Consider the following 22,224-nt stretch of genomic DNA (forward strand, 5'->3'; position numbering starts at 1 on the left):
AGTAATGGTCCGGCGGCGCGGCTCAGACGCCGACTGCGGCGAGTTCCGCCTCGACGGCAGCCTCGAGACGCTCGCGGATCTCGGCGACGGCGATCTTGTTGATGATCTCGTGGAAGAACCCGCGCACGACGAGTCGCCGTGCCGCGTCCTCGGGGATTCCGCGGGCGCGCAGGTAGAACAACTGCTCGTCGTCGAATCGACCCGTGGCGCTGGCGTGGCCGGCACCCACGATCTCGCCGGTCTCGATCTCCAGGTTCGGGACCGAGTCAGCGCGGGCACCGTCCGTGAGGACGAGGTTGCGGTTCAGCTCGAACGTGTCGGTGCCTTCGGCCGCCGCACGGATCAGCACGTCGCCGACCCACACGGTGTGGGCGTCGGGCTTCCCCGACTCCGGATCACCCTGCAGGGCGCCCTTGTAGACCACGTTGGACTTGCAGTGCGGCTGCGAGTGATCCACCAGCAGTCGCTGCTCGAAGTGCTGTCCCGCGTCGGCGAAGTACAGACCGAGCAGTTCGGCGTCGCCGCCGGGACCGTCGTATTTGACGGTCGCGGACAGGCGGACGAGGTCGCCGCCGAGGCTCACGGCGTTGTGCCGCAGGACCGCGTCCCGGCCGAGGCGCGCGTGATGCGACGCCACGTGCACGGTGTCGTCCGCCCAGTCCTGGACGGCGACGACGGTGAGGTGGGCGCTGTCGCCGAGCACGAATTCGACATTCTCGGCGAACGTGCCGCTGCCGCGCTGGTCGATGACGACGGTCGCCTTCGCGAACGCGTCGAGCCGGATCTGCAGGTGCCCGAAGGCGACCTTGCCCTCGCCCGGGCCCGTGATCGTGATGTTGATCGTCTCCGCGACCTCGACCTCGCGGCCGACGGTCACGACGGTCGCCGTCTCGAAACCCGAGTACGCCTGTGCGGCAACACGGTCGGCGGGAACGCCGGCCTTGCCCAGCCGGTCGTCGTCGCGGCCGACGGTCTCGACCTTCACGGAGTCCGGGCCTGCGACGTCGACGGTGGCCGTGCCGCTCGCCACGGCCGATCCGTCGTGCAGTCCGCGCAGACGGCGCAGCGGGGTGAACCGCCAGACCTCGTCACGACCACCGGGGATCTCGAACGCGTTGACGTCGAACGACGTGAAGACCTCGCCCTTGTTGGCGATCGGCGAGCCGGTGGACGTCCGCGCTATCCGCGGATTCTCGCCGGCGACGGCTCCCGTGACTCCGAGATTCTGGACACCAGTTTCTGGCGTGGTCACTAACCCACCGCCCCTTCCATCTGCAGTTCGATCAGGCGGTTCAGTTCCAGGGCGTACTCCATCGGGAGTTCCTTGGCGATCGGCTCGACGAAGCCGCGCACGACCGTGGCCATGGCCTCGTCCTCGGTGAGCCCGCGGCTCATCAGGTAGAACAGCTGGTCGTCGCTCACCTTCGACACGGTGGCCTCGTGACCCATGGTCACGTCGTCCTCCCGGATGTCGACGTAGGGGTAGGTGTCCGAGCGGCTGATCTGATCGACCAGCAGGGCGTCACACTTGACCGTCGACTTGGAGCCGTGGGCGCCCTTGTTGACCTGGACGAGTCCGCGGTAGGACGCGCGGCCGCCGCCGCGGGCCACCGACTTGCTGATGATGGTCGACGACGTGTGCGGCGCGAGGTGCAGCATCTTCGCACCGGTGTCCTGGTGCTGGCCCTCACCGGCGAATGCCACGGAGAGAACCTCGCCGCGGGCGTGCTCGCCCATCATCCAGACGGCCGGGTACTTCATGGTGACCTTGGAACCGATGTTGCCGTCGATCCACTCCATGGATCCGCCGGCCTCCACCTTGGTCCGCTTGGTGACCAGGTTGTAGACGTTGTTCGACCAGTTCTGGATGGTCGTGTAGCGGCAGTGGCCGCCCTTCTTCACGATGATCTCGACCACCGCGGAGTGCAGCGAGTCGGACTTGTAGATCGGTGCCGTGCAGCCCTCGACGTAGTGCACCGAGGCGCCCTCGTCGACGATGATCAGGGTCCGCTCGAACTGGCCCATGTTCTCCGTGTTGATGCGGAAGTAGGCCTGCAGCGGGATGTCGACGTGCACGCCCGGCGGGACGTAGATGAACGAGCCACCCGACCACACCGCGGTGTTCAGCGCGGAGAACTTGTTGTCRCCGGCCGGGATGACCGTGCCGAAGTACTCCCGGAACAGTTCGGGATGCTGCTTCAGACCCGTGTCGGTGTCGAGGAAGATGACGCCCTGCGACTCGAGGTCCTCACGGATCGAGTGGTAGACGACCTCCGACTCGTACTGCGCCGCGACACCGGCGACGAGGCGCTGCTTCTCGGCCTCGGGGATGCCCAGCTTGTCGTACGTGTTCTTGATGTCCTCGGGCAGGTCTTCCCAGCTCTCGGCCTGCTTCTCACTCGAGCGCACGAAGTACTTGATGTTGTCGAAGTGGATGCCTTCGAGGTCCGATCCCCAGTTCGGCATCGGCTTCTTGTCGAAGGTCTTCAGCGCACGCAGACGGATGTCGAGCATCCAGTCCGGTTCGCTCTTCTTCGCCGAGATGTCGCGCACGACGTCTTCGGACAGACCGCGCTGCGCACTGGCACCGGCCTCGTCGGAATCGGACCAGCCGTACCCGTAATGCCCGAGTGACGCGATGGTCTCTTCCTGCGTGAGCGGCTCGGCGTTGGCCGACGCAGTGGATGTCACCTGGTCTGATGTGACGGTCATGCGAGCTCCTTCCGGAGTCTTGTTACGAGACCGGCGAGGGCTGGTCGCCGGTGGAAAACAGGTTGCTGACTAGGGGATCTATCGGGATAGCGTTGCTATTTGGGGCCGGACGGTGGGACGAGTGGAACGTGGGTGGTGCAGGCGCAGTCGCCGTTCGCGATGGTCGCGAGCCGCTGGACGTGGGTGCCGAGCAGTTGGGCGAACGCGGCCTGCTCGGCTTCGCACAGTTCCGGGAATTCCTCGGCGACGTGCGAGACCGGGCAGTGGTGCTGGCAGATCTGCACGCCGTTGCCGACCGGGCGGGTCGAGGCCGCGAATCCGGCGGTGGTGAACGCGTCGGCGATGGCGTCGGCGGTGGTTTCGAGGCCTTCGGCGCTCTGATCCGCGGCCGGGGTGACGTCGCCGACGATCGCCTGCACTCGGCGGCGAGCGAATTCGGTGATCGCGGCGTCTCCCCCGACCTCCCGCAGTTGGCGCATGGCCGCGCCCGCGAGGTCGTCGTACGCGTGACCGAGTCTGCCGCGGCCTTTGGCAGTGATCTGGAAGTATTTGGCGGGCCGTCCCCGTCCGCGGTGACGCACGGCGACGGAGGACGCCTCGCGCGCCTCGCCGGATTCGAGGAGTGCGTCGAGATGGCGACGGACGCCTGCGGCGCTCAGGCCCAGGCGGGTTCCGATTTCCGACGCGGTGATGGGTCCCTCCTCGAGGAGGAGCTTCACGACGGCCGCGCGGGTGTGCCCTTCGTGGCCCACGGCGACGGGTGACGCGGTTGCGACAGGCGCCGCCGAAGGAGGCGCGTGAACTGCGCTTTCCTTCGCTGCACGTGGTGTCGTATCCGTTTTCACAACACCAGTGTGACGGAATTCCGATCGCAGGTCTACTAAGGGTGCCCTGCCTTACACCTGTGATTATGTGCCGCCCGGGCGCGGGAATACTGGCCGAACCGGCCGTGTTCGGCGCACCGCTACGCTGCCTGTGTGCCGCAGACCCCCGAGAACCCGGAGCCGACCCGCGCGGAGCCGACCTTGACGGCTCGCGCCGCTCTTCGACATCCGGCCGAGCTCGTCCGGCGGGCGCTGGGCATCGACGGACCCTCCCCCCGCTCGTCGGTGGCGGCCGCGCTGCACGGCGACGAACCGGAGACCGCAGGCCTGAACGGGCAGGAGACCGCGCAGCTCCGCGGCATCCGCCGGTTCGGCGCGACCGGCGCCGTCCTGATGGCCGTCGGCGCACTGGGCGCCGGCGCCCAACCGGTACTGCAGAACCCCGTCCAAGGGCTGCGCATCATCGGACTTCCCGCCCGGATCCCCAGCGTCGCGCTGACCCTCGCCATGACCGGCACGGTGATGATCGTGCTTGCGTGGCTGCTGCTCGGACGGTTCGCGATCGGCAGCCTGCAGTCGGGGGCCGTGCGCCGCCTCAACCGGTCCCAGCTCGACCGCACCCTGTTGCTGTGGATCATCCCGCTGTCCGTCGCGCCGCCGATGTTCAGCAAGGACGTGTACTCGTACCTCGCGCAGAGCGAGATCGCGGCCCGCGGGCTCGACCCCTACGCCATCGGTCCCGCGGGCGCTCTCGGCGTCGATCACGTCCTGACCCGCACCGTGCCGACGATCTGGCGGGACACACCGGCGCCGTACGGCCCACTGTTCCTCTGGATGGGTCGCGGGATCAGCTGGCTGACCGGCGAGAACATCGTCGCGGGAATCTTCCTGCACCGGCTGCTCGCGCTCGCCGGTGTGGCCATGATCGTGTGGGCGCTCCCCCGCCTTGCACGCCGCTGCGGCGTCGCCGAGGTCAGCGCCCTCTGGCTGGGCGCCGCCAACCCCCTGCTGCTGTTCCACCTGGTCGCCGGGATCCACAACGAGGCGCTGATGCTCGGCCTCATGCTGGCCGGGATCGAACTGGCGCTGCGGGCCGTCGAACGGGCGGATCCGATCCGCGGGCAGTCCCTTCTCCTGCTGCTGTCGGGGGCGGCGCTCATCGCCCTGTCGTCGACGATCAAGATCCCCTCCCTGCTCGCGCTGGGATTCGTCGGGATGGCGCTGGCCAGGCGATGGGGCGGAACCCCGAAAGCGGTGCTCACCGCGGCCGCACTGCTCGGCGGGGTGGCCCTGGTGGTCACCCTCGTCATCAGCACGTCCAGCGGGCTCGGCATCGGCTGGGTGCACACGCTCGGCACGGCGAACGCGGTCCGCAGCTGGATGTCGATTCCCACGCTCCTCGGGCTGGGCACCGGACTGGCCGGGGTTCTGCTGGGCCTCGGCGATCACACGACGGCGGTGCTGAGCCTGACCCGGCCGATCGCCGCCGTCGCTGCGGCGTTCATCACACTCCGGATGCTCGTCGCCACCCTCGTCGGCCGCATCCACGCGGTCGGCGCGCTCGGACTGTCCCTCGGCGCGGTCGTCCTGCTGTTCCCCGTGGTGCAGCCCTGGTATCTGCTGTGGGCGGTCCTGCCGCTCGCCGCCTGGGCCACTGCACCCGCGTTCCGGGTCCCCGCGATCGTCTTCTCGTCCATCGTCAGCGTCATCCTGATGCCGAACGGCGGCGAGTACCAGCCCTTCGTCATCGTCCAGGCCGCCATCGCCACCATCTTCACGGCGGGAACGCTGATCGTGATCACCCGCAACCGCCTGCCGTGGCGGGTCGGTCCGGGGCAGCAACAGGCCGTGCCGGAACCGCAGGATCCGCCCCGGGACGACGCCGGCGCGGAAAGCCGGGGCACCGGCCGGGTCACACCCGGCCAGGGCTTACGCTGATTCCCCGTGACCTCGCGAACGCCCGGATCGGCGCAACCTGCTGTACGCCTGGAAGGCGTGGTGAAGACCTTCGACGGTGTGAGGGCCGTCGACGGGCTCGATCTCACCGTCGAACCGGCACAGGTCGTGGCGTTGCTCGGTCCCAACGGCGCGGGTAAGACCACCACCGTCGAAATGTGTGAGGGTTTCGTCCGCCCCGACAGCGGCACCGTGCGCGTCCTCGGACTCGACCCCATCGCCGATGCCGGCGCCGTCCGGGCCCGGATCGGTGTGATGCTGCAGGGCGGCGGCGCGTACCCCGGTTCCCGCGCCGGCGAGATGCTCGACCTGGTCGCCGCCTACTCCGCCGACCCCCTCGACCCCGACTGGTTGCTGCGCAGCCTCGGCCTCGAGGAGGCGCGTCGCACCCCGTACCGCCGGCTGTCCGGCGGGCAGCAGCAACGCCTTTCCCTGGCCTGCGCGCTGGTCGGCCGCCCCGAACTGGTCTTCCTCGACGAACCCACCGCCGGGCTCGACGCCCAGGCCCGCCTGCTGGTGTGGGAACTGATCGACGCGCTGCGCCGCGACGGCGTCAGCGTGCTGCTGACGACGCATCTGATGGACGAGGCCGAGGAACTCGCGGACCGGCTCGTCATCATCGATCACGGGTCGATCGTCGCTGCCGGAACGCCCGCCGAGGTCACCAGCCGCGGCGCCGAAGGCCAGTTGCGGCTCACCGCGCCCGCCGGTCTCGACACCGGACCGCTCGCACGGACCCTCCCCGACGGCTTCCGGGTGGCCGAGTCCGGACCGGGGACCTACCTCGTCGAGGGGCCGATCGACCCGAAGGTGGTGGCCTCCGTCGCGTCGTGGTGCGCCGATCTGGACGCCCTGATCAGCGACATCCGCGTCGACCAGCGCAGCCTCGAGGACGTCTTCCTCGAACTCACCGGCCGGGAACTGAGGGGATGACGATGAGCACCAGTGACCGTCTGACGGAGAATCGTTTCGCCCCCGGCACGTTCACCCCCGATCCCCGCCCGAGCGGCGCGGCGGTCATGCTGCGGGCGCAGACCGCGCTCGAGCTGAAACTGCTCCTGCGTAACGGCGAACAGCTGCTCCTGACGATGTTCATCCCGATCACGCTGCTGATCGGGCTGTGCCTGCTGCCCATCGGCGACCTCGGAACGTCGCGCGTCGACAAGGTGGTGCCCGCCGTGATGATGGTGGCCGTGATGTCCACCGCGTTCACCGGGCAGGCGATCGCGGTCGGGTTCGACCGCCGGTACGGTGCCCTCAAACGGCTCGGCGCGACTCCCCTGCCCAAGTGGGGAATCATCGCCGGGAAGAGCGCCGCGGTGGTCATCGTCGTCGCCCTGCAATCCGTCCTCCTCGGCGTGATCGGGCTGGCTCTCGGCTGGCGTCCGAGTGCGTGGGGACTCGTCCTCGGCGCCGTGATCATCGCGCTGGGCACCGTGACGTTCGCGGCGATGGGCCTGCTGCTCGGCGGCACCCTCCGCGCCGACATCGTCCTCGCCCTCGCCAACATCCTGTGGTTCGTGATGGTCGGTGTCGGCAGTGTGGTGTTCGCCACCGGCGACCTCCCGTGGCTTCTCCACACCGGGGCCCGGCTGATTCCGTCCGGAGCGCTCGCGCACGCGCTGGACGCCGCACTGTCGGGTTCGGTGGACGTGCTCAGCGTCGTGGTCCTCGCCGTCTGGGGCGCGGCCGCGGGGGCCCTGGCCGCAAGGACGTTCCGATTCACGTGATCCGTCGACTCACGGCCCGCCGCGCGGGCACCGTTCTCGCTGTTCTGCTCGCCGTTCTCTGGGGTGGCGCGCTGCCCGCGGGCGCCGCACCGCAGTGGGGTCCGCCTGCGGCGCCGAATCCGTTCCTCGGACCCGCGGGCACGTCCACGATGCACGGCGACGCGGGGTCCACCGACGTGACGCCGCTGCCCGGTCCCGGCACCGGCCCGGTCACGCTGTCCGCGTACCCGCTCGTGTCCGCGTGCCCGACCCTCCTGCAGGGTTCCGACCGGCTCGTCGTCGCCCTGTGCACGTCCGTGGCCGGCCAGGTTCCCACCGTGCACCTGATCGACCCCGCGGCCCCGGCGGCGCCGTTCGGCGGCTCGCTCGCCACGTTCGCGCTGGCGAAGGGCAGCCTGCTCGGTGGCGTGTACGCGTTCCTCGACAACGACAACCGCCTGGTCGTCGTCGACGGCAACCGTCAGCTACTGCGCCTCGGACATTCGAAGGACCCCGCAGGCCAGTGGCGGATCACCGTCGACTCGCACGTCGATCTGTCCGGCAGTGTTCCCCAGGGCGACAACGTGACCGGGCTGACTCCGGACTGGCAGGGCAACGTCTGGTTCGCGACGGGCGGCGGTGTCGTCGGAGCCGTGGATCGCGGCGGTGTCGCGCACACCCTGCCGCTGGCCGCGGGCGAGCAGGTGCAGAACAGCATCTCCACCTCGCCGGCAGGCGCCGCGGTCGCGACCACGCACGCCCTGTACCAGTTCGCGCTCCGCGACGGCGAGGTCCGTCTGGATTGGCGCCGCGAGTACGACCGCGGACCGGACCGTAAGCCGGGGCAGCTGAGCCACGGCACGGGCTCCACCCCCACCTACTTCGGACCGTCCACCGGCAGCGATTTCGTCGCGATCGTCGACAACGCCGACCCGCAGGTGAATCTCCGGGTCTTCCGCGCCGATTCCGGCGACGAGATCTGCACCCTCCCGGTGCTCGGCAACCCGGGCGGCAGCGAGAACTCGCCGATCGGCATCGGCAACTCGGTGTACGTCGCCGGGACGTACGGCTACCCGTATCCCACCGTCCCGGACGGGGCGGGACCGGCCGTTCCGACGAACGCGCCCTTCACCGGCGGCATGACGCGGGTGGACATCGACCCGATCGGCTGCCACCAGGTGTGGAGCAACGACGTCCGCAGCGCCGCGGTCCCGCACCTGTCGACCGGCGACGGCCTGCTGTACACCGTGATCCGCCAGGGGTTCGACGTCACGACACCCCTGGACGGTTTCGCGTTCGCGGTGATCGACCCGTCCGACGGCTCCGTCGAGCACACCAGCCCACTCCCCGGCACCGCCGTCAACGACACCCTGCAGATGTCCGGACTCGTCACCGATACCGGCGACTTCTGGCAGGGCACGGTGACCGGCATCCTGCGCATTCGCGGCGAGTAGCACGAAGTCGGCTGCGCCGCCACCGGCCCAACGACACGCTGTAGTTGACCGCCCTCTACCATCGATGCCGTGCTGTATCGCGGGTTTCTGAGCCTGGTAGACCGTCTCCCCCTTCCGTCGCTGACCGTGCAGCGTGTCATCGCGTTCGCGGTGATCCTCACGCAGGGCGGCATCGCCGTCACCGGGGCCGTCGTCCGGGTGACGGCCTCCGGCCTCGGCTGCCCCACGTGGCCGCAGTGCTTCCCCGGCAGCTTCGTGCCGGTCGGGCACGGCGAGGTCGCCGTCGTCCACCAGGCGGTCGAATTCGGCAACCGGCTGCTGACGTTCGTCGTCGTCGTGGCCGCGGCCCTGATCGTCCTCGCGGTCACCCGCGCGCGCCGCCGCAAAGAGGTCCTCGTCTACGCGTGGATGATGCCTCTCGGCACCGTCGTGCAGGCCGTCATCGGCGGTGTCACGGTGCTCACCGGACTGCTGTGGTGGACGGTCGCGGTGCACCTGCTCGCATCCATGGCGATGGTGTGGCTGGCGACCGTGATGTACGCGAAGATCTGCGAACCGGACGACGCCCCGGCGATCGACGTGATCCCGGCACCGCTGCGCTGGCTCACCGCGCTGTCGGCGGTCGCGCTGGCCGGGGTCCTCGCCGCCGGAACGCTGGTCACGGGTGCGGGACCGCACGCGGGAGACAAGAGTCTCGACCGCGTGGTTCCCCGCCTCGAGGTGGAAATCGTCACGCTCGTGCACCTGCATGCGCAACTGCTCGTGGGTTATCTGGCGTTGCTGGTCGGCCTGTGCTTCGGTCTGTACGCCGTCGGCGCCGGCCGCGCGGTGAAGGTCCGGGTGCAGGTTCTGCTCGCGCTGGTGGTGGCGCAGGCGCTGATCGGGCTGGTCCAGTTCTTCACGGACGTTCCCGCCGCCCTGGTGGCGTTCCACGTCGCGGGGGCCGGGCTGTGCACCGCGGCCACCGCGGCGGTGTGGGCCGCGGGACGCACCCGCGAGTACGTCACGCAGCCCGACACCGCGAGCGTCTAGCGCTCGTTGCGGGCCTTCGGGAACCGGGTCTGCCGCGCGACCCAGCCGGCCATCTTCTGGATGTGACCCTTGCGGGGCGTGACGATGCTGGTGATCGCGCGGTCCCACTCCGAGACGGTGACGGCGTCGAGCGAGGCGACGACGGCGTTCGCGGTGGCGAGATCCTCGACGACCTGGTCACCGAGGATGCCGTCGGCTCCGACGAGGGTGATCCGGACGCCGGCGAGCCCGATGGGCTGGATGACGGCGCTGGCCGAACCGCCGTGCTCGGCGACGAACTTCTTGATCGCGTCGACCGTGTGGGACGGCAGCGAAGGCGCCGGGCTCGAGGGGGCCTGTTCCGCATGGGTGTCGGTACTCATGGTCCGAGAATACTGGGCGGTAGTCGTGCCGTGTCCGCCAGGCTCCGTGCGGCGGGCCGCGCCGTGTAGAACTGAAACCATGCGCGCTATACAGGTTTCCCGTCTCGGTGGTCCCGACGTCCTCGAACTGGTAGAGGTTCCCGAACCCGAGATCGGAGCGACGGATCTGCTCGTTCGTACCGACGCGATCGGCATCAACTTCATCGACACGTACTTCCGGACGGGGCTGTATCCGCGGCCGCTGCCCTACGTTCCCGGCGACGAGGGCTCCGGCGTCGTGGAKGCCGTCGGCGGCGATGTTGCGGATTTCGCGCCCGGCGACCGGGTGGCCTGGTGCGCCGCTCCCGGCAGCTACGCGGAGAAGGTGGCCGTGCCCGCGGCGGCCGCGATCGCCGTCCCCGACTCCGTGCCCGCCCCGCAGGCCGCCTCTGCGCTGCTGCAGGGCATGACCGCCCACTACCTGGCCCACTCCACGTACCCAATCCAGTCCGGCGACACCGTCCTCGTCCACGCCGGGGCGGGCGGAGTCGGTCTGATCCTCACCCAGATGGCGACGACGCTGGGCGCCCGGGTGATCACCACGGTGTCCTCCGACGCGAAGGAGCAGCTGTCCCGTGACGCCGGAGCCCACGAGGTGCTGCGCTACGACGACGACATCGCGGCCCGGGTGCGGGAACTGACCGACGGCGAGGGCGTCGCAGCCGCGTACGACGGTGTCGGCGCGTCCACGTTCGAGGCCAGTCTCGCGTCGGTGCGGATCCGGGGAACGGTCGCGCTGTTCGGTGCGGCGAGCGGGCCGGTGCCGCCGTTCGATCCGCAGCGACTGAACCCGGCAGGTTCGCTGTTCCTCACCCGGCCGACGCTCGCGCACCACGTCCGCAACCGGGAGGAACTGACGTGGCGGGCGGGAGACGTGTTCGCCGCCCTCGCCGACGGTGCACTCACGGTCCGGGTGGGAGCGGAGTACCCGCTCGAGCGGGCGGAGGAGGCGCACCGCGACCTCGAGGCGCGGGCGACGACGGGATCGATCGTGCTGGTGCCCTGAGACGAAGCGGGGTCAGCTCAGCAGGCTGCCGACGGTCTGCAGTCCCAGCACCGAGTCGACGGCGAGCCCGACGAAGACGATGGCCAGGTAGTTGTTGGACTGCAGGAACAGGCGGAGCGGTTTCACGGCCGCTCCGCCGCGGACGCTGCGGTACAGCTGATGGGCCATGAGCAGGAACCAGGCGCCGGCGACGAGGGTCACGGCCGCGTACACGACTCCGGCGGCGGGGACGAGCACCAGCGACGTGATCACCATCGCCCAGCTGTACAGCAGGATCTGCTTGGTGACGTGCTCCTCCGTGGCGATCACCGGCAGCATCGGGACACCGGCCGCCTTGTAGTCCTCCTTGTAGCGCATCGCGAGCGCCCAGGTGTGCGGCGGCGTCCAGAAGAAGATGACCAGGAACAGCACGATGGGCTGCCAGCTCAGCGATCCGGTGACCGCCGACCAGCCGACCATGACGGGCATGCAGCCCGCGGCACCGCCCCAGACGACGTTCTGCCAGGTCCGGCGCTTGAGCACCATCGTGTACACGAGCACGTAGAACGCGATGGTCAGGACGACCAGACACCCGGCGAGCAGGTTCGCCCGCCACCACAACCACAGGAACGACGCGACCCCGAGGGTCATGCCGAACACGAACGCGTGCGACGTCGGAACCGCGTCGCGGGCCAGCGGCCGCCGCGCGGTGCGCTTCATGACCTTGTCGATGTCGGCGTCGACGACGCAGTTGAGGGAGTTTGCGCTCGCCGCACCCATCCATCCGCCGAACAGCGTGCTGAGGATCAGCAGGATGTCGACGTTGCCGCGGTCGGCCAGCAGCATCGCCGGGATGGTCGCGACCAGCAGCAGTTCGATCACCCGCGGCTTGGTCAACGCGATGTAGGCCAAGACCTTGCCCGTGACGCGACCCAGCACCGTGTCGGTGCCGGTCGCGCGGGGGGCGGGGCTGGGGCTGCCGAAGCCGTGTCCGCTCGGCTGATGCCCTGTCCGCACGTTCTCTCCTCGCACCACGCGTAATTCCACATCCGAATGCCGGTGCCTGCTCCCGAAGTCCTTCGCGACGGCCGGCCGTTCTACTACAAACGATGGTAGACCGCCGTAATGCGCGAACCGAATCGACCCGGATACGACCGCGCACTAGGCTGGAGTCGCACAAGAGGCCCACGCATCCTCAGGCTCCACGTTCACCCATGTCAGGAGACTTCTGCCCGTGTCGATCACAGACGACATCCACGTCCTCACGCAACCGGTTCATCCCGCCGACTGGACCGAACTGGACACCAAGGCCGTCGACACCATCCGGGTGCTCGCCGCCGATGCAGTGCAGAAGGTGGGCAACGGCCACCCCGGCACGGCCATGAGCCTGGCCCCCCTCGCCTACACCCTGTTCCAGCGCGTCATGCGTCACGACCCCACCGACGCCGACTGGATCGGCCGCGACCGGTTCGTGCTGTCCTGTGGACACTCCAGCCTCACCCTCTACATTCAGCTGTACCTCGCCGGTTACGGGCTGGAACTCGAAGACCTGGAAGCACTGCGCACCTGGGGCTCGAAGACCCCCGGCCACCCCGAGCACGGCCACACCCGCGGCGTCGAGATCACCACCGGGCCGCTGGGTCAGGGTCTGGCCTCCGCCGTCGGCATGGCCATGGCCGCCCGCCGTGAGCGCGGCCTGTTCGATCCCGAGCCCGCGCTCGGCGACAGCCCGTTCGATCACCACATCTACGTGATCGCCTCCGACGGCGACATCGAGGAAGGCGTCACCTCCGAGGCGTCGTCCATCGCCGGTGTGCAGCAGCTCGGCAACCTGACGCTGATCTACGACGACAACAAGATCTCCATCGAGGACGACACCGCCATCGCGCTGTCCGAGGACACCGCCGCCCGCTACGAGGCGTACGGCTGGCACGTGCAGATCGTCGAGGGTGGCGAGAACGTCGTCGCCATCGAGGAGGCCCTGAACAAGGCCCGCGAGGTCACCGACAAGCCGTCGCTGGTCCTGCTCCGGACGATCATCGGCTACCCGGCACCGAACAAGATGAACACGGGCGCAGCGCACGGCGCCGCCCTGGGCGCCGACGAGGTCGCCGCCGTCAAGAAGGCGCTCGGCTTCGATCCGGACAAGACGTTCGAGGTTGCCGACGAGGTCATCGCGCACACCCGCAAGGTCGTCGAGCGCGGTGCGCAGGCGCACAAGGAATGGCAGGCCCAGTACGACGAGTGGGCGCAGCGCGCCCCGGAGGGCAAGAAACTCCTCGACCGCCTGATCGGACGCGACCTGCCCGCCGGCTGGGCCGACGTGCTGCCGATGTGGGAGCCCGACGCGAAGGGTCTCGCCACCCGGAAGGCGTCCGCCGCCGTCCTGAACGCCGTCGGACCGGTGCTGCCCGAGCTGTGGGGCGGCTCCGCCGACCTCGCGGAGAGCAACAACACCACCATCAAGGGCGCCGACTCGTTCGGTCCCAAGTCCATTTCCACCAGCATGTGGAACGCGGAACCCTACGGTCGCACCCTGCACTTCGGTGTCCGCGAGCACGCCATGGGCTCGATCCTCAACGGCATCGCCCTGCACGGTCCGACCCGCCCCTACGGCGGCACGTTCCTCGTCTTCAGCGACTACATGCGTCCCGCCGTCCGGCTGGCCGCGATCATGAAGACCGCGGTCACCTACGTGTGGACGCACGACTCCATCGGACTCGGCGAGGACGGTCCCACCCACCAGCCGATCGAGCACCTCGCGGCGCTGCGCGCCATCCCCGGCCTGTACGTCGTGCGGCCCGGCGACGCCAACGAGACCGCGCACGCGTGGCGCGCCGTTCTCGAGAAGGGCGCCGAAGAGGCCACCCGCGCTCCCGCCGGTCTCGCCCTGACCCGCCAGGACCTGCCGGTCCTCGAGGGCACCAGCTACGAGGGTGTCTCCCGCGGCGGTTACGTCCTCGCCGACGCGTCCGCCGGGGCACCGGAGGTCGTGCTCATCGGCACCGGCTCCGAGCTGCAGCTGGCCGTCGCCGCCCGCGAGGCGCTCGAGGCCGAGGGCATCCCCACCCGGGTCGTGTCCATGCCCTGCGTCGAGTGGTTCGACGCCCAGGACCAGGCCTACCGCGACGGCGTGCTGCCCCCGACCGTCAAGGCGCGGGTCGCCGTCGAGGCCGGCATCTCGATGCCGTGGTACCGCTTCGTCGGTGACGCAGGCGAAATCATCTCCATCGAGCATTTCGGCGCCTCCGCCGACCACAAGACCCTGTTCCGCGAGTTCGGCTTCACCGCCGAAGCCGTCACCGCCGCCGCACAGCGCTCGCTCGCACGCGTGAAGGGATAGAACGCCATGACTCAGAACCCCAACCTCCAGAAGCTCTCCGAAGCCGGCGTCTCGGTGTGGCTCGACGACCTCTCCCGTGACCGCATCGAGTCCGGCAACCTCGCCGAGCTCATCGCGACCAAGAGCATCGTCGGTGTCACCACCAACCCGTCGATCTTCCAGGCCGCGCTCAGCAAGGGCCACGTCTACGACGCACAGGTCCGCGAACTCGCCGAGCGCGGCGCCGACGTCGAGGCCACCATCCGCACGGTGACCACCGACGACGTCCGCGCCGCCTGCGACGTCCTCGCCCCGCAGTTCGAGGCGAGCCACGGCGTCGACGGCCGGGTGTCCATCGAGGTCGACCCGCGCCTGGCCCACGACGCCGACAAGACCGTCGCGCAGGCCGTCGAACTGTGGAAGATCGTCGACCGCCCGAACCTGTTCATCAAGATCCCGGCCACCGAGGCGGGGATCCCGGCGATCGCCAAGGTGCTCGGTGAGGGCATCAGCGTCAACGTCACGCTGATCTTCTCGGTGGAACGCTACGAACTCGTCATGGGCGCCTACCTGGACGGCCTCGAGGCCGCGAAGGCCGCCGGCCACGACGTCTCCCGCATCCATTCGGTGGCCTCGTTCTTCGTCTCCCGCGTCGACACAGAGATCGACAAGCGGCTCGACAAGATCGGCACCCCCGACGCCCTCGCGCTGCGTGGCAAGGCCGGCGTCGCGAACGCCCGCCTCGCGTACGCCGCGTACCAGCAGGTCTTCGAGGTGCAGCCGCGGTTCCAGGGTCTGCTCGCGGCCGGTGCCCGCCCGCAGCGCGCACTGTGGGCGTCGACGGGAGTCAAGAACCCCGACTACCCGGACACCCTGTACGTCGCCGACCTGGTCGCCCCGAACACCGTGAACACGATGCCGGAGAAGACCCTCGACGCGTTCGCCGACCACGGCGAGGTCGCGGGCGACACCGTCTCCGGCACCGCGGTCGCCTCGCAGGAGATCTTCGACCAGCTCACCGCCGTCGGCATCGACCTGCCCGACGTGTTCAAGGTGCTCGAGGACGAGGGCGTCGACAAGTTCGAGGTGTCCTGGAACGAACTCCTGGAGGCCACCGCGGAGCAGCTGCGCGCAGCAGGGCAGAAGAGCTGATACGTGAGCGAGCCCGCAGCGTCAGACGATTGGGTCAATCCACTTCGCGACAGTAGGGACAAGCGCCTACCACGCATCGCCGGGCCGTGTGCGCTGGTGATCTTCGGTGTCACCGGCGACCTGGCCCGGCGCAAGTTGATGCCCGCCATCTACGATCTGGCCAATCGTGGTCTTCTGCCGCCCGGGTTCGCTCTCGTCGGGTTCGCCCGCAGGGATTGGTCGGACGAGGATTTCGGCAAGATCGTCCACGATGCCGTGCGCGACCATTCCCGGACCCCGTTCCGGGAGGACGTGTGGGAGCGGCTGTCGGAGGGCCTGCGTTTCGTCAAGGGCAGCTTCGACGACCCGGCGTCCTTCCAGGAACTGGCGAGCACCCTCGCCACGCTCGAACGCGAACGCGGGACCGGCGGCAATCACGGGTTCTATCTCGCGATTCCGCCGGACGCGTTCCCGGTGGTCCTCAAGCAGCTGTCCGAGGCCGGCCTCGCCCGGTCGAACGACAGCCAGTGGCGCCGGGTGGTCATCGAGAAGCCGTTCGGTCACGACCTCGCGAGCGCACGTGAGCTCAACGCGGTCGTCAACGAGGTCTTCCCCGAGGACACCGTCTTCCGGATCGACCACTACCTCGGCAAGGAAACCGTTCAGAACATCCTGGCGCTGCGCTTCGCCAACCAGTTGTTCGATCCGATCTGGAACGCCCACTACGTGGATCACGTGCAGATCACCATGGCCGAGGACATCGGTCTCGGTGGCCGGGCCGGGTACTACGACGGCATCGGGGCGGCGCGCGACGTCATCCAGAATCACCTGCTGCAACTCCTCGCGTTCACCGCGATGGAGGAGCCGATCAGCTTCGAACCGTCGGAGTTGCAGGCGGAGAAGATCAAGGTGCTCTCCGCCACCACACTCGCGCAGCCGCTCGACGAGACCACCGCGCGTGGCCAGTACGCGGGCGGCTGGCAGGGCGGCACCCGGGTGGTCGGTCTGCTGGAGGAGGACGGCTTCTCGCAGGACTCCACCACGGAGACGTTCGCCGCCATCACCCTCGAGGTCGACACCCGCCGCTGGGCGGGTGTGCCGTTCTACCTCCGCACCGGGAAGCGGCTCGGCCGCCGGGTCACCGAGATCGCCGTGATCTTCAAGCGCGCGCCGCACCTGCCGTTCGATCGGACGATGACCGAGGAACTCGGGCAGAACGCGCTCGTCATCCGGGTGCAGCCGGACGAGGGTGTGACGATGCGCTTCGGATCCAAGGTCCCGGGATCGAGCATGGAGGTCCGCGACGTCAACATGGACTTCAGCTACGGTCAGGCGTTCACCGAATCGTCCCCCGAGGCGTACGAACGCCTCATCCTCGACATGCTGCTCGGTGAACCTTCCCTGTTCCCCGTCAACGCCGAGGTCGAATTGTCTTGGGAGATCCTCGATCCGGCGCTCGCCGCCTGGGCCGCGGAGGGCAAACCGGAACCGTACGAGGCAGGCACGTGGGGTCCCCCGTCCGCGGACGAAATGATGCACCGCACCGGTCGCGAATGGAGAAGGCCGTAGATGATCATCGACATCCCCTCGACCACCACCGGCCAGGTCAACAAGAAGCTGGTGGAGCTCCGGAAGACCGGCGGGGCGGTGACGCTGGGACGGGTTCTCACCCTGGTGGTGTGCACCCGGGACAGCGAGAACTCCGAGGACATCATCGACGCCGCCAACGAGGCGAGCCGGGAGCATCCCTGCCGTGTCATCGTCGTCGCCCGCGGTTCCCGCGACGCCGAGCCCCGGCTGGACGCCCAGATCAGGGTCGGTGGTGACGCCGGCGCCTCGGAGGTGGTGGTGCTCCGCCTGTTCGGCGAACTCGCCGACCACGAGAGCAGCGTGGTCGTGCCGTTCCTGCTCCCCGACACCCCGGTCGTCGTCTGGTGGCCCGAGACCGCTCCCGCCGTCCCCGCGMAGGATCCGGTCGGGAAGCTCGCGATCCGGCGCATCACCGACGCCACGGACCGTGCGGATCCCGCCGCCGAGATCAAGGGCCGCCTCGCCTCCTACACGTCCGGAGACACGGATCTGGCGTGGAGCCGCATCACGATGTGGAGGGGGCTCATCACCTCGGCCGTCGACCAGCCACCGCACTCGCGCATCGAATCGGCAGTGGTGTCGGGGCTCGTGGACGAGCCCGCCGTCGACATGATCGCCGGATGGCTGGCGGGCCGTCTCGATGCGCCCGTCAGCCGCAGGGTCGGACCGCTGTTCGTGACCCTCGAGTTCGCGGACGGCGGCACGCTGACCATCAGCCGCCCGCAGACCGGCACCACCGCGACGTTGTCGCGGACCGGCAAACCGGATGCGCTGGTGGCGCTGGGCAGGCGGGAGACCCGCGACTGCCTGGCCGAAGAACTCCGCAGACTGGACCCCGACGAGGCCTACGAGGCCGCACTCGCCGGGCTGACGAAGGTGACGTATGAGTGACATCCACGTAGAAGTGCACCCCGACACCGCCACGCTGGTGACGAAGGCCGCGGAGCGGTTCGTAGCCACCGTCGTCGCCGCCCAGAAGGACCGCGGGTCGGCGTCGGTGGTCCTCACCGGCGGCGGCACCGGGATCGGGTTGCTCGAGAGGGTCCGGGAGAACCCGGGCGACATCGACTGGCGCGCGATCGACATCTTCTGGGGTGACGAGCGTTTCCTGCCCGCCGGCGATCCGGAGCGCAACGACGTGCAGGCGCGGGCCGCGCTGCTCGACCACGTCGACGTCGATCCCGACCGCGTGCACACCATGCCCGTCGCGGACGGGATCTACGAGAACGACCCGGAGGCGGCCGCCGTCGCGTACGCACAGGTGCTCGGGGCGCACGCCGACGGCAGGCAGGTCCCGGTCTTCGACGTCCACCTGCTCGGCATGGGCGGTGAGGGACACGTCAATTCGCTGTTCCCCGACACCGACGCGGTCCGCGAGGAGCACCGGTTCGTCGTCGCGGTGACGGACTCCCCCAAGCCGCCGCCGGTGCGGGTCACGCTGACCCTGCCCGCCGTCCGGCACGCCGACGAGGTGTGGCTCGTCGTGTCCGGTGACGCCAAGGCCGAGGCCGTGGCCGCGGCGATCGCGGGCGCACCGCCCGTCGAGATCCCGGCGTCCGGGGCGCGCGGACTCTCGGCCACCCGGTGGCTGCTCGACACGTCGGCCGCGTCCCGGCTGCCGAACTGACCCTCGCCGAACTGACCCTCGCCGAACTGAGGCTCTCATCCGACGGGGTCCTCGTCGTCGTCCGCCGGTAACCCGGCGGGCGACCGGGGGTCCCGTTCGACGGGTGTCCGGGTGACCCGGCATTCGGTGACGATCCGGCCGGCCCGACGCGGGCTCGCCGTCCGCGTCCCCCGCCGCCCGATTCCGCCGCGCCAATAGACCGGGTCACCCGCGCATCGCCTCATCCGTCGCCCCACTTCGTCTCGGAAACGTTGTGCTCTTTCCCGTTTTGACGCAGGGACGGACGGTTCGGTTCCCCCGCCCCGGAAGAAAGTTCATGCACTTTCTCGCGGGGCGCGGGAACCGCCCTCGCTACCCGCTGTTGCGCAGTGCGGTCGCCAGCCCGTTCATCGTGAGCTGGATGCCGCGGCGCGTCTGATCACTGTCGTCCCCGGCCCGGTAGCGGCGCAGCAGTTCCACCTGTAGGTGGTTGAGCGGCTCCAGGTACGGGAACCGGTTGTGCACCGACCGCTCCAGACCGGGATTGTCCGCGAACAGCGTGTCGTTCCCGGTCACGGCCTTGTACATCCGGATGGTCCGCTCGTGCTCCTCGGCGATCTTGCCGAACACCCGTCGCCGCAGTTCCTCGTCGGGGACGAGTTCCGCGTAGCGGGCGGCGAGACCCATGTCGGACTTCGACATCACCATCGCCAGGTTCGACAGTACGGTCCGGAAGAACGGCCACGTCTCGTAGAGGCGGGACAGCATCGCCACCCGTTCGGGGTCGCCCTGCGTCCATTCCTCGAACGCGGCGCCGGTGCCGTACCACCCGGGCAGCATGACCCGGGACTGACTCCACGACAGCACCCACGGGATGGCCCGCAGGTCGGAGATGGACGTGGTCTGCTTGCGGGAGGCCGGACGGCTGCCGATGTTGAGCGCCCCGATCTCCGCGACCGGCGTCGACATCTCGAAGTACTCCACGAATCCGGGTGTCTCGTGCACCAATTCGCCGTAGGCGCGGCGGGCCAGCGCGGCGAGTTCGTCGAGGATGCGGTACGCCGGTTCGGCGTCGTCGCCGAGGCCCTCGACATCGAGCAGGGTGGCCTCGAGGGTAGCGGCGAGCAGCGTTTCGAGATTGCGTTGCGCGAGGCGGGGTTCCGCGTACTTGGCGGCGATCACCTCGCCCTGTTCGGTGATCCGCAGCGATCCGGCCACCGCGCCGGGCGGCTGCGCGAGGATCGCCTCGTAGCTGGGTCCGCCGCCGCGGCCCACGGTGCCGCCGCGACCGTGGAAGAGCCGCAACCGGATTCCCGTCTTGCGGGCCGCATCGACCAGGTCGAGCTCGGCGCGGTACAGCGCCCAGTTGGCCGCCAGGTAGCCGCCGTCCTTGTTGGAGTCGGAGTACCCGAGCATCACTTCCTGGGCGTCGCCGCGCACCGACACCAGGGCCCGGTAGATCGGGACCTCCAGGGTGGCCTCGAGGGTGGCGGCGCCCTGCTGCAGGTCTTCGATCGTCTCGAACAGCGGCACGATGCCCACCGGGCAGGACGGCGCCTCCCCCGACCCGGGATCGAGGATGCCGACCTCCTTCAGCAGGACCGCAGCCTCGAGCATGTCGCTGACGGAGGTGCACATGCTGATGATGTAGTTGGGCACCGCGCCCGCACCGAGGGTCCGCACCGCGTCGGCGCCGGCCTGGAGAATGGCGAGTTCCTTCGCCGTCAGTTCGCTGAACTCGGCGTTCGCCGTGGTCAGGGGGCGCCGGGTGGACAGTTCCGCCGACAGCAATTCCACCCGCTCGTCCTCGGACAGCGACGAGTAGTCGGCGTGCACCCCCGCCCACGCCAGCAGTTCGGCGACGACGGTCTCGTGCACGTCCGAGTTCTGCCGCATGTCGAGGCCGGAGAGGTGGAAACCGAACACCTCCACCGAGTCCCGCAACGTCGCCAGTCCGTCGTCGGCGATCGTGCCGTCGCCGCCGCGCCGCAGGGAGTCGTCGACGACGTCGAGTTCGCCGAGCATCTGCCGCGGCGTGTCGTAGGGTGCGAGCCCGAGGTCGAGCCCGTGATCCGGCGCCGCCCCGAGGATGCGGTGCGCCGTGGCCGTGAGCCGCCCCCGGATGCCCCGCACCGCGCGCCGGTACGGCTCGTCGGCGCGGAACGGTGAATCGTCCTGGGACGCCGCGGCCAGGAGGTCGAGGGCGGGCGTCACGGTGACGAGACGGGCCGACATGGACAGTTCCCGCTCGAGTGTCTCGAGTTGCCCGAGATGAWGCTCGAGCGCGGTGGCCGCGGCCTGGGTCGTGGCCTGACGGACCACCTCGTCGGTGACGTAGGGATTGCCGTCGCGGTCCCCGCCGATCCACGATCCGGGACGCAGGATCGGTTCCCGGCCCAGATCGGCGTCCGGCCACCGCGACTGCAGGGCACTGCGCAGTTCGGCGTTGATCTTCGGGACGACCTCGAACAGCGCCGCGTCGTAGTACCGCAGCCCGACCTCGATCTCGTCCTGGATCCGCAACCGCGACAACCGGATCAGCGCGGTCTGCCACAGGGTGAGGATCTGCCGCCGCAACCGGACGTCGACGTCCGCCGTCTCGGATTCGGTCAGGGCGGTGCGTTCGCGGTACCGCATCAGTTCGGTGATCCGCGTCTGGGTCTCGAACACCGTGCGGCGACGGGTCTCGGTGGGATGCGCGGTGATGACCGGCGACACGAGCGCCCCGCGCAACGCGTCCGCGACGACGTCGCTGCCCAGATGAGCGGCGTCGAGCTTGGCGAACGTGGCGGTCAGGGTGCTGTCGGGCGCGGGTTCACCGGCGGCGACGTGGACGGCGCGCCGGCGTTCGCGGTGGTTGTCCTCGGCGAGGTTGGCCAGCAGGGCGAAGTGGCTGAAGGCCCGGATGACGGGAATGGCGTCGCTCGTGGACACCTCGGTGAACATGTCGGCCAGATCGGCGCGGTCGATCTCGGAACGACGAACCCGGAACGATTCGACCCTGGCCTTCTCGACGAGGTCGAAGACGCCGTCTCCGGCCTGCTCCCGCACTATCTGACCGAGGATGCCGCCCAGGAGCCGAATGTCTTCGCGGAGTGGTTCAGTGGCCTCACGTGGGGTTTCGATCATGCATCCAGTATCGACCGGTGACGGCCCCTCTGCATGATGAAGCGGATCAGCCGAACTTGATCTCCAGACCGATACCGATGATGGCGATGAACCAGATCAGACCGGTGAAGATGGTGAGCCGGTCGAGGTTCTTCTCGACCACGGTGGAACCGGACAGGCTGGACTGGACGCCGCCGCCGAACAGGCTGGACAGACCGCCGCCCTTACCGCGGTGCAGCAGCACCAGCAGAATCAGCAGCAAGCTGGTGATCACCAGCAAGATATCCAGGAACAGTTCCATGTCTGTCTACGTCCACCCATCCAGTAGGAACAACTACGACCTCGTACACCCTACAGGCGCTCCGCGCCCGTGCGCCTTTCCGGTACCCACCGC

The 22,224-nt window shown here is 69.3% G+C and carries 18 protein-coding genes; 11 read left to right on the forward strand and 7 right to left on the reverse strand.

Features of this window, described 5'->3' with window-relative positions; all coding sequences use genetic code 11:
- Positions 1–22 precede the first annotated feature (22 nt).
- From sufD to AC1DWT_RS20805, 3 genes are all read right to left on the reverse strand, one after another.
- On the reverse strand, positions 23–1,252 hold the full coding sequence (gene sufD, locus AC1DWT_RS20795) for a Fe-S cluster assembly protein SufD (RefSeq protein ID WP_095860612.1): 1,230 nt from the start codon (positions 1,250–1,252) through the stop codon (positions 23–25).
- Positions 1,252–2,712, reverse strand: coding sequence for a Fe-S cluster assembly protein SufB (gene sufB, locus AC1DWT_RS20800; protein ID WP_072942082.1), 1,461 nt, complete (start codon positions 2,710–2,712; stop codon positions 1,252–1,254). The genes sufD and sufB overlap by 1 nt, the downstream gene beginning before the upstream one ends.
- 95 nt (positions 2,713–2,807) lie before the next feature.
- A complete protein-coding gene (locus AC1DWT_RS20805; RefSeq protein ID WP_275957901.1) occupies positions 2,808–3,557 on the reverse strand; it encodes a helix-turn-helix transcriptional regulator in 750 nt (249 codons plus the stop codon).
- Between the two features lie 132 nt (positions 3,558–3,689).
- Here AC1DWT_RS20805 and mptB point away from each other — a divergent pair, with 132 nt between their 5' ends.
- From mptB to AC1DWT_RS20830, 5 genes are all read left to right on the forward strand, one after another.
- A complete protein-coding gene (gene mptB, locus AC1DWT_RS20810) occupies positions 3,690–5,474 on the forward strand; it encodes a polyprenol phosphomannose-dependent alpha 1,6 mannosyltransferase MptB (RefSeq protein ID WP_072942085.1) in 1,785 nt (594 codons plus the stop codon).
- Positions 5,475–5,480: 6 nt separating this feature from the next.
- The gene (locus AC1DWT_RS20815; RefSeq protein WP_072942087.1) at positions 5,481–6,425 is read left to right on the forward strand and encodes an ABC transporter ATP-binding protein; all 945 of its coding nucleotides are present in this window, start codon (positions 5,481–5,483) and stop codon (positions 6,423–6,425) included.
- The gene (locus tag AC1DWT_RS20820) at positions 6,422–7,222 is read left to right on the forward strand and encodes an ABC transporter permease (RefSeq protein WP_072942088.1); all 801 of its coding nucleotides are present in this window, start codon (positions 6,422–6,424) and stop codon (positions 7,220–7,222) included. Before AC1DWT_RS20815 ends, AC1DWT_RS20820 begins: the two co-directional genes overlap by 4 nt.
- Positions 7,219–8,655, forward strand: coding sequence for a hypothetical protein (locus AC1DWT_RS20825; RefSeq protein WP_206015429.1), 1,437 nt, complete (start codon positions 7,219–7,221; stop codon positions 8,653–8,655). The genes AC1DWT_RS20820 and AC1DWT_RS20825 overlap by 4 nt, the downstream gene beginning before the upstream one ends.
- 69 nt (positions 8,656–8,724) lie before the next feature.
- A complete protein-coding gene (locus AC1DWT_RS20830; RefSeq protein WP_072942092.1) occupies positions 8,725–9,687 on the forward strand; it encodes a COX15/CtaA family protein in 963 nt (320 codons plus the stop codon).
- Here AC1DWT_RS20830 and AC1DWT_RS20835 read toward each other — a convergent pair.
- Positions 9,684–10,049 (reverse strand): hypothetical protein, encoded by a 366-nt coding sequence (locus tag AC1DWT_RS20835; RefSeq protein WP_072942093.1) that lies wholly within the window; start codon positions 10,047–10,049, stop codon positions 9,684–9,686. The two genes, AC1DWT_RS20830 and AC1DWT_RS20835, sit on opposite strands and share 4 nt — an antisense overlap.
- A 79-nt stretch (positions 10,050–10,128) precedes the next feature.
- On the opposite strand from AC1DWT_RS20835, the gene AC1DWT_RS20840 reads away from it, so the two are divergent.
- The gene (locus AC1DWT_RS20840) at positions 10,129–11,094 is read left to right on the forward strand and encodes a quinone oxidoreductase family protein (protein ID WP_477921990.1); all 966 of its coding nucleotides are present in this window, start codon (positions 10,129–10,131) and stop codon (positions 11,092–11,094) included.
- 12 nt (positions 11,095–11,106) lie between these two features.
- Here AC1DWT_RS20840 and AC1DWT_RS20845 read toward each other — a convergent pair whose 3' ends face one another.
- Positions 11,107–12,090 (reverse strand): heme o synthase, encoded by a 984-nt coding sequence (locus AC1DWT_RS20845; RefSeq protein WP_072942445.1) that lies wholly within the window; start codon positions 12,088–12,090, stop codon positions 11,107–11,109.
- A gap of 217 nt (positions 12,091–12,307) precedes the next feature.
- Here AC1DWT_RS20845 and tkt point away from each other — a divergent pair, with 217 nt between their 5' ends.
- From tkt to pgl, 5 genes are read left to right on the forward strand one after another with little or no spacing between them, the layout of a single operon-like run.
- Complete coding sequence (tkt, locus tag AC1DWT_RS20850; RefSeq protein WP_206015428.1) at positions 12,308–14,416, forward strand: transketolase; 2,109 nt, start codon at positions 12,308–12,310, stop codon at positions 14,414–14,416.
- A 6-nt stretch (positions 14,417–14,422) separates the two neighbouring features.
- Positions 14,423–15,547, forward strand: coding sequence for a transaldolase (tal, locus tag AC1DWT_RS20855; RefSeq protein WP_072942098.1), 1,125 nt, complete (start codon positions 14,423–14,425; stop codon positions 15,545–15,547).
- 3 nt (positions 15,548–15,550) lie between these two features.
- A complete protein-coding gene (zwf, locus tag AC1DWT_RS20860) occupies positions 15,551–17,095 on the forward strand; it encodes a glucose-6-phosphate dehydrogenase (RefSeq protein WP_072942100.1) in 1,545 nt (514 codons plus the stop codon).
- Positions 17,096–18,007, forward strand: coding sequence for a glucose-6-phosphate dehydrogenase assembly protein OpcA (gene opcA / locus AC1DWT_RS20865; RefSeq protein WP_477921994.1), 912 nt, complete (start codon positions 17,096–17,098; stop codon positions 18,005–18,007).
- On the forward strand, positions 18,000–18,743 hold the full coding sequence (gene pgl / locus AC1DWT_RS20870) for a 6-phosphogluconolactonase (RefSeq protein WP_072942104.1): 744 nt from the start codon (positions 18,000–18,002) through the stop codon (positions 18,741–18,743). Before opcA ends, pgl begins: the two co-directional genes overlap by 8 nt.
- Positions 18,744–19,094: 351 nt before the next feature.
- Here the strand turns inward: pgl and ppc are convergent, their stop codons facing one another.
- Both ppc and secG read right to left on the reverse strand, forming a co-directional pair.
- The gene (ppc, locus tag AC1DWT_RS20875; RefSeq protein WP_477921997.1) at positions 19,095–21,851 is read right to left on the reverse strand and encodes a phosphoenolpyruvate carboxylase; all 2,757 of its coding nucleotides are present in this window, start codon (positions 21,849–21,851) and stop codon (positions 19,095–19,097) included.
- 46 nt (positions 21,852–21,897) lie between these two features.
- Complete coding sequence (gene secG, locus AC1DWT_RS20880) at positions 21,898–22,131, reverse strand: preprotein translocase subunit SecG (protein WP_072942108.1); 234 nt, start codon at positions 22,129–22,131, stop codon at positions 21,898–21,900.
- Positions 22,132–22,224: the final 93 nt, after the last annotated feature.

It is taken from the genome of Rhodococcus sp. P4_B6, from assembly GCF_056402215.1.

Coding starts and splice junctions, on each gene's coding strand:
- AC1DWT_RS20820 (WP_072942088.1), top strand. CDS start 6,422: ATGACGATGAGCACCAGTGACCGTCTGACGGAGAATCGTTTCGCCCCC.
- AC1DWT_RS20835 (WP_072942093.1), bottom strand. CDS start 10,049: ATGAGTACCGACACCCATGCGGAACAGGCCCCCTCGAGCCCGGCGCCT.
- tal (WP_072942098.1), top strand. CDS start 14,423: ATGACTCAGAACCCCAACCTCCAGAAGCTCTCCGAAGCCGGCGTCTCG.
- pgl (WP_072942104.1), top strand. CDS start 18,000: ATGAGTGACATCCACGTAGAAGTGCACCCCGACACCGCCACGCTGGTG.
- secG (WP_072942108.1), bottom strand. CDS start 22,131: ATGGAACTGTTCCTGGATATCTTGCTGGTGATCACCAGCTTGCTGCTG.